This is a genomic window from Pseudomonas sp. NPDC089422 (assembly GCF_044749405.1).
Taxonomy (GTDB): domain Bacteria; phylum Pseudomonadota; class Gammaproteobacteria; order Pseudomonadales; family Pseudomonadaceae; genus Aquipseudomonas.
The window spans coordinates 118,057-131,540 of sequence record NZ_JBIVHW010000002.1; the positions used below are offsets into that span (position 1 = coordinate 118,057).

Sequence of the window (13,484 nt, forward strand, 5' to 3'; positions counted from 1 at the left end):
AGTTCGACCCCGAGCCATGCTCAATACGCTGCGCAAGATCGTCCAGGAAGTGAACTCCGCCAAAGATCTCAAGACGGCGTTGGGGATCATTGTCTTGCGCGTCAAGGAGGCCATGGGCAGCCAGGTCTGCTCGGTGTACCTGCTCGACCCGGAAACCAACCGCTTCGTGCTGATGGCCACCGAAGGCCTGAACAAGCGTTCCATCGGCAAGGTCAGCATGGCCCCCAACGAGGGCCTGGTCGGCCTGGTCGGTACCCGGGAAGAACCGCTGAACCTGGAAAACGCCGCCGACCACCCGCGTTATCGCTACTTCGCCGAAACCGGCGAAGAGAAATTCGCCTCCTTCCTCGGCGCGCCGATCATCCACCACCGCCGAGTGGTCGGTGTTCTGGTCATCCAGCAGAAGGAGCGCCGCCAGTTCGATGAGGGTGAAGAAGCCTTCCTCGTCACCATGAGCGCCCAGCTCGCCGGGGTTATCGCCCACGCCGAAGCCACGGGCTCGATCCGGGGCCTGGGCCGCCAGGGCAAAGGCATCCAGGAGGCACGCTTCGTCGGCGTGCCGGGCTCGCCAGGCGCCGCTGTCGGGCGTGCCGTGGTCATGCTGCCGCCGGCCGACCTGGAAGTGGTGCCGGAGAAGACCGTCGATGACATCGACGCCGAACTGAAGCTGTTCCAGAACGCCCTCGAGGGCGTGCGCGAAGACATGCGCAAGCTGTCGGCAAAGCTGGCGACCCAGCTGCGCCCGGAAGAGCGCGCGTTGTTCGACGTGTACCTGATGATGCTCGAGGACGCCGCCCTGGGTGGCGAGGTGATCGAAGTCATCAAGACCGGCCAATGGGCCCAGGGCGCCTTGCGCCAGGTGGTGGGCGAGCACGTCAACCGCTTCGAGCTGATGGACGACGACTACCTGCGCGAGCGCGCCTCGGATGTGAAGGACCTTGGCCGGCGCCTGCTGGCCTACCTGCAGGAAGCCCGCTCGCAGTCGCTGGTGTATGCCGACAACACCATCCTGGTCAGTGAAGAGCTGACCCCGGCGATGCTCGGCGAAGTGCCGGAAGGCAAGCTGGTTGGCCTGGTCTCGGTACTGGGGTCGGGCAACTCCCACGTCGCCATCCTCGCCCGGGCCATGGGTATCCCGACGGTGATGGGCCTGGTCGACCTGCCGTACTCCAAGGTCGATGGCATCGAAATGATCGTCGACGGCTACAAGGGCGAGGTGTTCACCAACCCCAGCGAGGTGCTGCGCAAGCAGTACAGCGACGTGGTCGAAGAGGAACGCCAGCTGGCCCAGGGCCTCGACGCCCTGCGCGAACTGCCGTGCGTCACCCCCGACGGCCACCGCATGCCGCTGTGGGTCAACACCGGCCTGCTCGCCGATGTGGCCCGTGCCCAGCAGCGTGGCGCCGAAGGCGTAGGTCTGTACCGCACCGAAGTGCCGTTCATGATCAACCAGCGCTTCCCCAGCGAGAAAGAGCAGCTGGCGATCTACCGCGAGCAGCTGGCGGCCTTCCACCCGCTGCCGGTGACCATGCGCACCCTCGACATTGGGGGTGACAAGGCGCTGTCGTACTTCCCGATCAAGGAAGAAAACCCGTTCCTTGGCTGGCGCGGCATCCGCGTCACCCTCGACCACCCGGAAATCTTCCTGGTGCAGACCCGCGCCATGCTCAAGGCCAGCGAGGGCCTGAACAACCTGCGCATCCTGCTGCCGATGATTTCCGGCATTCACGAATTGGAAGAGGCCCTGCACCTGATCCACCGTGCCTGGGGCGAGGTGCGTGACGAAGGCACCGACGTGCCGATGCCGCCGGTGGGTGTAATGGTGGAAATCCCTGCGGCGGTGTACCAGACCAAGGAGCTGGCGCGGCAGGTGGACTTCCTCTCGGTCGGTTCCAACGACCTGACCCAGTACCTGCTGGCGGTGGACCGCAACAACCCGCGGGTCGCCGACCTGTACGACTACCTGCACCCGGCGGTGCTGCAGGCGCTCAATACCGTGGTGCGTGATGCCCATGGCGAAGGCAAGCCGGTGAGCATCTGCGGTGAGATGGCCGGTGACCCGGCAGCGGCGATCCTGTTGATGGCCATGGGCTTCGACAGCCTGTCGATGAACGCCACCAACTTGCCGAAAGTGAAGTGGATGCTGCGCCAGGTGAACATGAGCAAGGCCAAGGAGCTGTTGGTCGAAGCCTTGAGCCATGACAACCCGCAAGTTATCCACAGCTCGCTACAGCTGGCCCTGAAGAACCTTGGGCTGGCGCGGATGATCGGGCCTGGGGCCAATAAAACCCTCTGAGATTTTGGGGCTGCAAAGCAGCCCCATGGCCCTCAAACCAAAAGCTCGACTTCGCCCAAGTGCCCGCCAAATGGCCCGAAACTGCGCTCAATCAGCCGCCTTCTACCCTGATCATCGACAATCAGCACGGTGCTCGCCCGGGTGCCATAGTTCTGGCTGGCAATGAACACGCTCGACAGCAGCTTCTCGGTCGCCACCCCCACGCCGGTCTCCGGTAACTCACCGTCGGCTGCCGGCTCGTTATCCGCCAGCAATGCCAGCAATTGCTGTGGGTCGGCCGTGTCCAGCAGCCCCTGCAACCCTGTGCGTGCTTTCACCAGCTTCGGCCACGGCGTATCCAGCCCGGCATTGGAAAGCCCGTACACGCCGGCCTCCAGCAAACGTGGCGCCACGTCCCGGGCATGCAGGTAGCCCAGCTGATGACCATCACCCACCAGCAGGTTGAACCCTGAATACTGCCCGCTGCGGCTGGCGACCTGGTCGAGGTAGGTCTCCACCCCCAGTTCACCCTGCAGATACGCCGCCACCAGCTCGCCCCGCGAGCGCGGCCCGAGCACCTGCCCTGGGTCGCGTATATTGGTCAGCGCTGCGAAGCGCCCCTGCGGGCCGACGCCCAGCCAGGTGCCGCCAGCTTCAAGATCGCGCCCGGCATGCACCCCGGGCGCCTCTTCCCAGGCTGCCAGGGCCTGGGTCGGCCGGGCATAGAACTCGTCGCGGTTGGCCGCGACGATCAGCGGCAGGGCATGCCCTGGCCGCCAGGCGAATACGATCAGGCACATAGGTTGGGCCTCTGTGTTTTTGCTCACTGTACCCACTGCACGGGTGTCGATCCATCCTGTCACAGAGTTCACTAGAGCCACGAGCCCGGCTTCCGTTACCATGCCGGATTGTTTTTTCGGGGAAGACGAATGGAATTCGTGCTCTATCTGCTGTTGGGCGCTTGCGCCGGCGTGCTGGCCGGGCTGTTCGGCGTGGGGGGCGGCATCATCATCGTGCCGGTGCTGGTATTCAGCTTCACCTTGCAAGGCTTCGATGCGTCGGTGCTGACCCACTTGGCAGTCGGTACCTCGCTGGCGACCATCGTCTTCACCTCGATCAACGCCGTGCTCGAGCATCATCGCAAGGGCGCGGTGCAATGGCCGATCTTCGCCTGGATGACCCTCGGCATCCTCATTGGCGCCGGTATCGGCGCCAAGACCGCTTCGCTGATCCAGGGCCCGCAGTTGCAGAAGATCATCGGTGTGTTCGCCCTGATCATCGCCGCGCAGATGGCCCTGGACCTCAAGCCCAAGGCCAGCCATGACATCCCAGGCAAGCCGGCATTGATCGGCGCGGGCGGGGTGATCGGCTGGGCTTCGGCGATCTTCGGCATCGGCGGTGGCTCGCTGACCGTGCCGTTCCTGACCTGGCGCGGCCTGCCAATGCAAAAGGCCGTGGCGACCTCGTCGGCCTGCGGTCTGCCGATTGCCCTGGCCAGCGCCCTGAGCTTCATGTTGCTGGGCTGGCACGAGCAACACCTGCCGCCCCACAGCCTGGGTTTCGTCTACCTGCCGGCGCTGGTCGGCATTGCCGTGACCAGCATGTTTTTCGCGCGCTTTGGTGCGCGCCTGGCGCACAAGCTGTCGCCACGCCTGTTGAAACGCCTGTTCGCAGCCTTGCTGTTCTGCGTTGGCCTCAGCTTTCTGATTTGAATCGAGAGGAAGTTCCATGCTGCCTTACCCGCAGATAGACCCCGTGGCCGTAGCCCTCGGGCCACTGAAAATCCACTGGTACGGCCTGATGTATCTGGTCGGCATCGGCGGTGCCTGGCTGCTGGCCTCGCGCCGGCTCAACCGCTTCGACCCGACATGGAGCCGCGAGAAACTCTCCGACCTGGTGTTCTGGTTGTCGATGGGGGTGATCGTCGGTGGCCGCCTGGGCTATGTGCTGTTCTACGACCTGCACGCCTACCTGGCCAACCCGACGCTGATCTTCGAGGTGTGGAAGGGCGGCATGTCGTTCCACGGCGGCTTCATCGGCGTGATGCTGGCCGCGCTGTGGTTCGGCAAGCGCAACAACAAGTCGTTCTTCGAGCTGATGGACTTCGTCGCGCCGCTGGTGCCGATCGGTCTTGGCGCCGGGCGTATCGGCAACTTCATCAACGCCGAACTGTGGGGCAAGCCCACCGACGTGCCATGGGCGATGATCTTCCCGCCATTCAGCGACCCGGCCCAGCTGCCGCGCCATCCGTCGCAGCTGTACCAGTTCGCCCTGGAAGGCGTGGCGCTGTTCGTCATCCTCTGGCTGTTCTCGCGCAAGCCGCGGCCAACCATGGCGGTCTCTGGCATGTTTGCGCTGTTCTACGGCATCTTCCGCTTCATCGTGGAATTCGTCCGTGTACCGGACGCGCAGCTCGGTTACATCGCCTGGGGCTGGCTGACCATGGGTCAGATTCTCTGCGTGCCGATGATCCTGGCTGGCCTCGGCCTGATCTGGTGGGCTTATAATCGCAAACCCACGGCGAAACCCGCCTGATTTTTCCCACGGCAGGGGTGATCCCCCTGCCGTTCTTGTTACAGGTAAGCCATGAAACAGTATCTGGACCTGGTCCGCGACGTCATCGAGAACGGCACGCTGCAGGGCAACCGCACCGGCATCCGCACCATCAGCCTGCCGGGCGCCATGCTGCGATTCGACCTGCAAAAAGGCTTCCCGGCCATCACCACGCGCAAGCTGGCGTTCAAATCGGCGATCGGCGAGATGGTCGGCTTCCTGCGTGGCGTGAAAAACGCCGGTGAATTCCGCGAGCTGGGCTGCAAGGTCTGGGACCAGAACGCCAACGAGAACGCCCAGTGGCTGGCCAACCCGTTCCGCCAGGGCCATGACGACCTCGGCGAGATCTACGGCGTGCAATGGCGCCAGTGGCCAGGCTACAAGCGCATCCCGCTGAGCAACCCAGCAGCCATTGAAATGGCCGAGCAGGCGGGCTTTCGCCGCATCGCCCAGGACGAAGAGGACGGCGTGGCGTTCGTCATCCTGTACAAGGCCATCGACCAGGTGCGCCAGTGCCTGGACACCATCGCCAATGACCCGGGCAGCCGGCGCATCCTGTTCCACGGCTGGAACTGCGCCCAGCTCGACGAAATGGCCCTGCCGCCGTGCCACCTGCTGTACCAGTTCCACCCGAATGTCGAGACCAAGGAAATTTCCCTTACCCTCTACATCCGCTCCAACGACCTGGGCCTGGGTACGCCGTTCAACCTCACCGAAGGCGCAGCGCTGCTGTCGCTGTTCGGCCGCCTGACCGGCTACACCCCGCGCTGGTTCACCTACTTCATCGGCGATGCCCATGTGTATGAGAACCACCTGGACATGCTCAACGAGCAGCTCAAGCGCGAGCCGCTGGAAGCGCCGAAGCTGGTGATCAGTGACCGTGTGCCGGAGTTTGCCAAGACCGGCAAGTACGAGCCGGAGTGGCTGGAGAAAATCGAGCCGAGCGACTTCAGCCTGGAAGGGTATGAGCACCATGCGCCGATGACGGCGCCGATGGCGGTGTGATTCTCTGAATTGCGGGGCTGCAAAGCAGCCCCGGCAAACTCAATGTCCGTGGCTACGCCCCACATGCGAATGCTCGGTATCCGGCACCGATACCGCCCCGTTCGTTTCCAGTTGCTGCAAGATCGCGCATTCCGCCCCCTGCGCATTGCAGCGCCGCCGCAGCTCCACCAGCTGCTCCTGTAACGCCACCAAACCATCGATCCGCGCCTGCACATGCTCGATATGCTCGTCGATCAGCGCATTGACGCTGCCACACGAATCGTCTGGGCTGTCGCGCAGGCGAAGCAGGCTGCGGATCTCGTCCAGGGTCATGTCCAGCGTTCGGCAGTTGCGGATGAAGGTCAGCCGCTCGACATGGGCCTGGGTGTACTGCCGGTAGTTGCCTTCCGTACGTGCCGGCTCCGGCAGCAGTTGTTCGCGCTCGTAATAGCGGATGGTTTCCACGGCGCAATCGGTGGCTTTGGCCAGTTCTCCGATTTTCATGGTGAAATCTCCAGCAAGTGGCTTGACCCTATAGTGGCTACAGGGTGTTCACTTGGCAACAGGCTCAATTTAAGGATGACCCCATGAACCAGCCTGTCAGCCACGAACACAAGCATTCACACGATCATGCCCATGGCGATGAAGGCCATGGGCATGCCGCTCACGCCCACAGCTGCTGTGGCTCCAGCGCCGCGCCCGCTTTGCTGCAACTGAGCGAGAAGGCCAGCAGCCATGCCCAGCTCAGCCGTTTTCGCATCGACGCCATGGACTGCCCCACCGAGCAGACCCTGATCCAGGACAAGCTGGGCAAGCTGGCCGGCATCGAGCAGCTCGAATTCAACCTGATCAACCGCGTGCTCGGTGTGCGTCATACCTTGAGCGGCACGGGCGAAATCGAGCGCGCCATCGACAGCCTCGGCATGAAGGCCGAACCGCTGGCAGCCGAGGATGACGGCAGCACCACTGCCGCGCAGCCGCACAAGACCCGCTGGTGGCCGCTGGCCCTGTCGGGTGTTGCCGCGATCGCCGCCGAAATCGTGCACTTCGCCAGCCTCGCGCCAGAATGGCTGGTTGCCGCGCTGGCGCTGGCGGCAATCCTCGGCTGCGGCCTGGGCACCTACAAGAAGGGCTGGATCGCCCTGAAGAACCGTAACCTCAACATCAATGCGCTGATGAGCATAGCCGTGACCGGCGCCGTGCTGATTGGCCAGTGGCCGGAAGCGGCCATGGTCATGGTGCTGTTCACCGTCGCCGAGCTGATCGAGGCGCGCTCGCTGGACCGTGCGCGCAATGCCATCGGCGGGCTGATGCAGCTGGCCCCGGACATGGCCACGGTGCAGCAGGCCGATGGCCAGTGGCGCGAGGTGGAGGTGCGTGAGGTGGCTATCGGTGCCTTGGTACGGGTACGACCGGGCGAACGCATCGGCCTGGATGGCGAAGTCGTCAGCGGGCAGTCCAGTGTCGATCAGGCGCCCATCACCGGCGAAAGCCTGCCTGTGGAAAAGGCAGCGGGCGACAAACTGTTCGCCGGCACCATCAACCAGGCCGGCGCCTTGGAGTTCCGGGTGACGGCCGGGGCAGGGCAGTCGACCCTGGCGCGCATCATCAAGGCCGTCGAAGAAGCACAGGGTGCGCGTGCGCCTACCCAGCGTTTCGTCGACCAGTTCTCGCGCATCTACACCCCGGTGGTATTCGCCGTGGCCCTGGCAGTGGCAGTGATCCCGCCGCTGTTCATGGCCGGTGCCTGGTTCGACTGGGTGTACCGCGCGCTGGTACTGCTGGTGGTGGCTTGCCCGTGTGCGCTGGTCATTTCTACCCCGGTGACCATCGTCAGTGGCCTGGCCGCGGCGGCGCGCAAGGGCATCCTGATCAAGGGCGGGGTCTACCTGGAAGGCGGGCGCAAGCTGGACTTCCTGGCCCTGGACAAGACCGGCACCATCACCCACGGCAAACCGGTGCAAACCGATGCCAAGGTGCTTGAGCCCCTGTTCGAGAACCGCGCCCAGGCGTTGGCGGCGAGCCTGGCCGACCGTTCCGATCACCCGGTGTCGGGCGCCATCGCCCAGTTCGCCAAGGCGCAGAACCTGTCGCTGAGTGAGGTCAGCGAGTTCGCTGCCCTGGCCGGCCGCGGCGTGCGAGGTGATATCGACGGCGAAACCTACCACCTGGGCAACCATCGCTTGGTCGAGGAGCTAGGCCTGTGCTCGCCGGCGCTGGAAGCCCAACTGGATACCCTGGAACGCCAGGGCAAGAGCGTAGTCCTGCTGCTCGACCGTTCCGGGCCGTTGGCACTGTTTGCCGTGGCCGACACGGTCAAGGACAGCAGCCGCCAGGCCATCGCCGAACTGCACGCGCTGGGCATCAAGACCGTCATGCTGACTGGCGATAATCCACACACCGCCCAGGCCATCGCCGCCCAGGTGGGTATCGACCGTGCCGAGGGCAACCTGCTGCCGGCCGACAAGCTGCGCAGCATCGAACAGCTGTACACCGAAGGGCATCGGGTGGGCATGGTTGGCGATGGCATCAACGATGCGCCAGCCCTGGCCCGTGCCGAAATCGGCTTCGCCATGGCGGCGGCGGGTACCGACACGGCGATCGAGACCGCCGACGTGGCGCTGATGGATGACGACTTGCGCAAAATCCCGGCGTTCGTCAGGCTGTCGCGCCAAAGTGCGGCGATCCTGACGCAGAACATCGTTCTGGCGCTGGGCATCAAGGCGATATTCCTGGCGATCACCTTTGCCGGCATGGCCACCATGTGGATGGCGGTGTTCGCCGACATGGGCGTGAGCCTGCTGGTGGTGTTCAACGGTCTGCGCCTGCTGCGCAAATGAGGTCCTGCAATGCTGAGTGCCGAACTCAAAGCCTTCTACATGGTGGCCCGTCAGGGCAGCATCACCCTGGCGGCGAAGAAGCTCGGGCTCAGCCAGCCGACGGTAACCACGCAGATCCGCAACCTGGAAAGCCACTATGCGGTGGAGCTGTTCTACCGCGGAGGCCGGCGCCTGGTGCTGAGCGAGGAGGGCGTGCGCCTGCTGCCGATGGTCAAGGCGCTGCTGCAGCAGGAGGCCGATATCGAGTTCGAGCTGCGCAACAGCGGCCAGGCCCAGGGCAGCTTGCGCATTGCTGCCACTGCGCCGTACTACATCCTCGACCTGGTGAAGATTTTCCGCGAACGCCTGCCCCAGGTCGAAGTGACGGTGGAGATCGGCAATTCGCAGCAGGTGCTGGAGATGCTTGAAGATTACCGAGTGGATATCGCGGCGTCGTCGCAGCTGGTGGAGGATGCGCGGCTGGTGCGACGGGTGCTGGGCACCGATCCGCTGGTGGTGGCGGTGCACCGCAATCATCCGTTGGCCCATCGGCAGGCGGTATCCATCGAGGGGGTGGCGGGCCATTGCCTGTTGATGCGCGAGAAGGGCTCGACCACGCGCAAGCTGACCGAGCAGATGATGCTGGATGCCGGGGTCAAGGCCGGCGCGTTGCTGGAGATCGGCAGCCGCGAGTCGATCCGCGAAGCAGTGCTGCGCAATATCGGCATCAGTGTGATTGCCCGACATGAGGTGCCGCACAACCCAGAGCTGCGGGTGCTGGCGCTGGAGGATGCGCCAGTGATGCATGAATACCTGTATTGCCTCAAGGACCGGCGCCAGGCCCGGTTGCCGGCGGCCTTCCTCGGTGTGGCGCAGGAAGTGGTGGGTTCGCACTAAAATCTGCCTATACCACTATCACCGGCTTTTGCCCAAAAGCCACAGAACCTTCGCACAGCCTTCCTAGCATGGCCTCACTTGTTCGATGAGGCCTTGCCATGAACCACGCCATCCCGGGCGCACAGATGAAAGTGCGCGGTATCCACAAGCGTTTCGGTGCCTTCACGGCGCTCAACGACGTGTCCCTGGACATCGCTGCTGGCGAGCTGGTCTGCCTGCTCGGCCCGTCCGGTTGCGGCAAGACCACCCTGCTGCGCTGCATCGCCGGCCTCGAACGCCAGGACCGCGGCGCGCTGTACATCGGTGAGCGCGACATCTCCGACCTGCCACCCCAGGCCCGGGACTACGGCATTCTGTTCCAGTCCTACGCGCTGTTCCCCAACCTGACCGTCGAAGCCAACATCGCCTACGGCCTGACCGGCACCCGCCGCGACGAGAGCCGCCAGCGTGTGGCAGAAATGCTTGATCTGGTCGGCCTGCGCGGCAGCGAGAAAAAGTACCCCGGCCAGCTTTCCGGTGGCCAGCAACAACGTGTCGCCCTGGCCCGTGCGTTGGCACCGTCGCCCTCGCTGCTGCTGCTCGACGAACCGATGTCGGCGCTGGATGCCCGGGTGCGTGAGCACCTGTGCACCGAGCTGCGCCAGCTGCAGCGCCAGCTGGGCATTACGACGTTGATGGTCACCCACAACCAGGACGAAGCCATGCTCATGGCCGACCGCATCGCGGTGATGAACAATGGCCAGGTCGAGCAATACGCGACCCCGCAGGAAATCTACGACCAGCCAGCCACGCCGTTCGTCGCCGAGTTCGTCGGCCAGGGCAACTGGCTGCCGTTCCAGCGCAGCAGCGACAGCCACGCCCAGGTCGGCGCCATGAGCATGCGCCTGGCGACCAACGCAGGTACCGCCCGCAGTGGCCGGCTGTTCTGCCGCCCGGAGGCAGTCACCGTCAACCCGGTGGTGCATGAGGAAAACCTGTTCCCGGCCAAGGTTCGCGAAATCACCTTCCTCGGCAACCGCTGCCGCATGAGTTTCGAACTCAAGGCCCTGCCGGGCCATGCGCTGCTCGCCGAACTGGCGCCGGAAGCCATGCCGCGGCTTGGCTCGCAGGATATCTGGGTGGCCTTGCCACCGCACAGCCTGCAGGTGTTTGCCTGAGATGGCCGCGCCAATGTCCCTGCCACTGACCCAGACCAAGGATGTGCGCCGCAGCGACGTCGCCCTGGGTGACCGCCTGTTCGTCATCGGTGGCAAGAGCCTGCTGCTGGTCCTTCTGCTGCTGGCCGTGGTGATGCCACTGCTGGCCATTTTCTGGAAAGGCTTCAGCGGTGAAGCCGCCCAGGGCGGTGGCTTGCTGGCCGCCCGCGAACTGTTCGCCAGCGAAAACTTCCACTGGTTGCTTGGCAACAGCCTGTCGGTGGCCTTCACCGTGGCGGCGATCGTGGTGCCGCTGGCTTACCTGTTCGCCTACGCCCTGCAGCGCACGCTTATCCCGGCCAAGGGCCTGTGGCGCGGCATTTCGCTGCTGCCTTTGCTGGCGCCGTCAATGCTGCCAGCGATTGCCCTGGTCTACCTGTTCGGCAACCAGGGCCTGCTGCGCAGCCTGCTCAGCGACAACATCTACGGCTTCTGGGGCATTGTCCTCGGCGAAGCCATCTACACCTTCCCCCATGCGCTGATGATCCTGCTTTCGGCCTTGTCGCTGGCTGATGCACGGCTGTTCGACGCGGCGTCGAGCATGGGCGCCGGGCCGTGGCGGGCATTCTGCAGCATCACCTGGCCAGCCACGCGTCAGGCAGTGTTTGCCGCGTTCTGCCTGGTGTTCACCCTGACCATCACCGACTTCGGTGTGCCAGTGGTAGTCGGCGGCGACTATCAGGTGCTGGCGCTGGAAGCCTACAAGGCGGTGGTCGGCCAGCAGCAGTTCGGCCGTGGCGCGTTGATCGGCATGGTGCTGCTGCTGCCCGCGCTGCTCAGCTTCGGCGTCGATGCCTGGTTGCGTCGGCGCCAGGGCGAGGCAATGAGCGGCCGCGCCCAGGTGTTCCAGCCCAAGCCGTCGCGCTGCCGTGATGCCTGCTTCCTGGCCATCGTGCTGCTGATCTGCGCGGCCCTGCTGGTGGTGATCGGCATGGCGGTGTATTCGTCGCTGGTGACGTTCTGGCCGTACAACCTGACCCTGTCGTTCAAGCACTACATGTTCGACGACACTGCCGGTGGCGGCTGGCTGGCCTACCGCAACAGCGTGACCATGGCCCTGTGCACCGCACTGATCGGCAGCCTGGTGATCTTCACCGGCGCCTACCTCATGGAGAAAACCCAGGGCCAGCGCCTGCTCAACCAGGCCCTGCGCCTGCTTAGCTTCATCCCCATGGCGGTGCCCGGTTTGGTACTGGGCCTGGGCTACGTGTTCTTCTTCAACCTGGGCGGCAACCCGCTGCATGTGTTCTATGGCGGCATGGCGCTGCTGGTGCTGTGCACCATCGCCCACTACCTGACCACCGCGCAGATGACCGCCGCCACCGCACTGCGCCAGCTCGACGGTGAGTTCGAGGCCGCCGCGCTGTCGCTCAAGGCACCGCTCTACAAGCACTTCGTGCGGGTCACCGTGCCGATTTGCCTGTCGGCGCTGCTGGACATCATCCGCTACCTGTTTGTCTCGGCGATGACCACCGTGTCGGCGGCGATCTTCCTTTACAGCCCCGACACCATCCTCGCTGCTGTCGCCGTGTTGAACATGGACGATGCCGGCAACGTCGGCGGCGCCGCCGCCATGTCGACCCTGATCCTGCTGACCAGTGCCGCTGCTTCCCTGCTGCTGGCCGGTGCTTCCCGCGGCTTGCTGCGCCGCTCCCAGGCCTGGCGCCAGCGCGCGCTCAGGCCTTGACCGACTGCCCACACTGATAGGAAACGCATCATGTTCAAGCCCCTTGCACTTGCCGCTGCCGTATCCGCCGTCTTCAGCCTGCAGGCTTCGGCCGCAGCCACCCAGCTGACCGTCTACACCGCCCTGGAAGCCGAGCAGCTCAAGAGCTACAAGCAGGCCTTCGAAAAGGCCAACCCAGACATCGAAATCAAATGGGTGCGTGATTCCACCGGCATCATCACCGCCAAGCTGCTGGCCGAGAAAGACCGCCCGCAAGCCGACGCGGTCTGGGGCCTGGCCGCCTCCAGCCTGGCCATCCTTGACCAGAACGGCATGCTCGAAGCCTACGCGCCGAAAGACCTGGGCAAGATCTCCGCGAACTACCGCGATGCGGCCAACCCGCCAGCCTGGGTCGGCATGGATGTTTGGGCCGCGACTATCTGCTTCAACACCGTCGAAGCCGAGAAGCAAGGCATGAGCAAACCGGTGAGCTGGCAGGACCTGACCAAGCCTGAATACAAAGGCAAGATCGTCATGCCCAACCCGGCCTCGTCCGGCACCGGCTTCCTCGACGTCAGCGCCTGGCTGCAGACCTTCGGTGAGCCACAGGGCTGGGCCTACATGGACGCCCTGCACCAGAACATCGGCCAGTACGTGCACTCCGGCTCCAAGCCGTGCAAGCTGGCGGCGGCGGGCGAGTTCCCGATCGGTATCTCGTTCGAATACCCGGCCGTGCAGCTCAAGCGCCAGGGCGCGCCGCTGGATATCGTGCTGCCGAAGGAAGGCCTGGGCTGGGAGATCGAGGCGACCGCCGTGATCAAGGGCTCGCCGAAGGCCGATGCGGCCAAGCGCCTGGCTGATTTCTCGGCAAGCCCGGCGGCCATGGAGCTGTACAAGGACAACTTTGCCGTACTGGCCGCGCCAGGCATTGCCAAGCCGCAGACCGAGCTGCCGGCCGACTATGAACAGCGCCTGATCAAGAACGACTTTGCCTGGGCCTCGAAAAACCGCGACGAGATCCTCAGTGAATGGCGCAAGCGCTATGACGGCAAATCGGAGAAAGTGGCGCAGCAGTGAGTGCATGATTTGAGTGG

General features: G+C 64.5%; 11 protein-coding genes. 9 read left to right on the forward strand and 2 right to left on the reverse strand.

Translation table 11 applies throughout. The features are described from left to right. The first annotated feature begins 16 nt into the window (after positions 1 to 16). Positions 17 to 2,296 carry a phosphoenolpyruvate--protein phosphotransferase gene (ptsP, locus tag ACIPZ8_RS04255; protein ID WP_400719908.1) on the forward strand — a complete coding sequence of 760 codons (2,280 nt, stop codon included), beginning with the start codon at positions 17 to 19 and terminating at the stop codon, positions 2,294 to 2,296. 32 nt (positions 2,297 to 2,328) lie between these two features. Here the strand turns inward: ptsP and ACIPZ8_RS04260 are convergent, their stop codons facing one another. Then, positions 2,329 to 3,075, reverse strand: coding sequence for an NRDE family protein (locus tag ACIPZ8_RS04260; RefSeq protein ID WP_400719910.1), 747 nt, complete (start codon positions 3,073 to 3,075; stop codon positions 2,329 to 2,331). Between the two features lie 129 nt (positions 3,076 to 3,204). Between ACIPZ8_RS04260 and ACIPZ8_RS04265 the strand changes: the two genes are divergently transcribed. From ACIPZ8_RS04265 to ACIPZ8_RS04275, 3 genes are read left to right on the forward strand one after another with little or no spacing between them, the layout of a single operon-like run. Further along, complete coding sequence (locus ACIPZ8_RS04265; protein WP_400719911.1) at positions 3,205 to 3,987, forward strand: sulfite exporter TauE/SafE family protein; 783 nt, start codon at positions 3,205 to 3,207, stop codon at positions 3,985 to 3,987. Positions 3,988 to 4,003: 16 nt separating this feature from the next. Further along, positions 4,004 to 4,810 carry a prolipoprotein diacylglyceryl transferase gene (lgt, locus tag ACIPZ8_RS04270; RefSeq protein ID WP_060479625.1) on the forward strand — a complete coding sequence of 269 codons (807 nt, stop codon included), beginning with the start codon at positions 4,004 to 4,006 and terminating at the stop codon, positions 4,808 to 4,810. Between the two features lie 51 nt (positions 4,811 to 4,861). Continuing rightward, the gene (locus ACIPZ8_RS04275) at positions 4,862 to 5,833 is read left to right on the forward strand and encodes a thymidylate synthase (protein ID WP_060509960.1); all 972 of its coding nucleotides are present in this window, start codon (positions 4,862 to 4,864) and stop codon (positions 5,831 to 5,833) included. Between the two features lie 39 nt (positions 5,834 to 5,872). Here ACIPZ8_RS04275 and cadR read toward each other — a convergent pair whose 3' ends face one another. After that, on the reverse strand, positions 5,873 to 6,316 hold the full coding sequence (gene cadR, locus ACIPZ8_RS04280) for a cadmium resistance transcriptional regulator CadR (RefSeq protein WP_027920939.1): 444 nt from the start codon (positions 6,314 to 6,316) through the stop codon (positions 5,873 to 5,875). Positions 6,317 to 6,399: 83 nt separating this feature from the next. Between cadR and ACIPZ8_RS04285 the strand changes: the two genes are divergently transcribed. The 5 genes from ACIPZ8_RS04285 to ACIPZ8_RS04305 all read left to right on the forward strand — a co-directional run bounded on the left by ACIPZ8_RS04285 (position 6,400) and on the right by ACIPZ8_RS04305 (position 13,467). Further along, positions 6,400 to 8,652: a heavy metal translocating P-type ATPase gene (locus tag ACIPZ8_RS04285; RefSeq protein ID WP_400719914.1), complete on the forward strand. Its 2,253-nt coding sequence runs from the start codon at positions 6,400 to 6,402 to the stop codon at positions 8,650 to 8,652. Positions 8,653 to 8,661: 9 nt separating this feature from the next. Beyond that, a complete protein-coding gene (locus ACIPZ8_RS04290; protein ID WP_400719916.1) occupies positions 8,662 to 9,528 on the forward strand; it encodes a LysR family transcriptional regulator in 867 nt (288 codons plus the stop codon). Positions 9,529 to 9,626: 98 nt separating this feature from the next. Continuing rightward, on the forward strand, positions 9,627 to 10,685 hold the full coding sequence (locus ACIPZ8_RS04295; RefSeq protein WP_400719918.1) for a putative 2-aminoethylphosphonate ABC transporter ATP-binding protein: 1,059 nt from the start codon (positions 9,627 to 9,629) through the stop codon (positions 10,683 to 10,685). 1 nt (position 10,686) lies between these two features. Then, positions 10,687 to 12,411: a putative 2-aminoethylphosphonate ABC transporter permease subunit gene (locus tag ACIPZ8_RS04300; RefSeq protein ID WP_400719920.1), complete on the forward strand. Its 1,725-nt coding sequence runs from the start codon at positions 10,687 to 10,689 to the stop codon at positions 12,409 to 12,411. 30 nt (positions 12,412 to 12,441) lie between these two features. After that, entirely contained in the window at positions 12,442 to 13,467 is a 1,026-nt protein-coding gene (locus ACIPZ8_RS04305) for a putative 2-aminoethylphosphonate ABC transporter substrate-binding protein (protein WP_400719922.1), read from the forward strand. The last annotated feature ends 17 nt before the right edge of the window (positions 13,468 to 13,484 follow it).

Bases quoted from the DNA above. Each gene is read 5' to 3' on its own strand.
- ACIPZ8_RS04275 (WP_060509960.1), top strand. From the start codon at position 4,862: ATGAAACAGTATCTGGACCTGGTCCGCGACGTCATCGAGAACGGCACG.
- ACIPZ8_RS04285 (WP_400719914.1), top strand. From the start codon at position 6,400: ATGAACCAGCCTGTCAGCCACGAACACAAGCATTCACACGATCATGCC.
- ACIPZ8_RS04300 (WP_400719920.1), top strand. From the start codon at position 10,687: ATGGCCGCGCCAATGTCCCTGCCACTGACCCAGACCAAGGATGTGCGC.
- ACIPZ8_RS04295 (WP_400719918.1), top strand. From the start codon at position 9,627: ATGAACCACGCCATCCCGGGCGCACAGATGAAAGTGCGCGGTATCCAC.
- lgt (WP_060479625.1), top strand. From the start codon at position 4,004: ATGCTGCCTTACCCGCAGATAGACCCCGTGGCCGTAGCCCTCGGGCCA.
- ACIPZ8_RS04290 (WP_400719916.1), top strand. From the start codon at position 8,662: ATGCTGAGTGCCGAACTCAAAGCCTTCTACATGGTGGCCCGTCAGGGC.
- ptsP (WP_400719908.1), top strand. From the start codon at position 17: ATGCTCAATACGCTGCGCAAGATCGTCCAGGAAGTGAACTCCGCCAAA.
- ACIPZ8_RS04305 (WP_400719922.1), top strand. From the start codon at position 12,442: ATGTTCAAGCCCCTTGCACTTGCCGCTGCCGTATCCGCCGTCTTCAGC.
- cadR (WP_027920939.1), bottom strand. From the start codon at position 6,316: ATGAAAATCGGAGAACTGGCCAAAGCCACCGATTGCGCCGTGGAAACC.
- ACIPZ8_RS04265 (WP_400719911.1), top strand. From the start codon at position 3,205: ATGGAATTCGTGCTCTATCTGCTGTTGGGCGCTTGCGCCGGCGTGCTG.
- ACIPZ8_RS04260 (WP_400719910.1), bottom strand. From the start codon at position 3,075: ATGTGCCTGATCGTATTCGCCTGGCGGCCAGGGCATGCCCTGCCGCTG.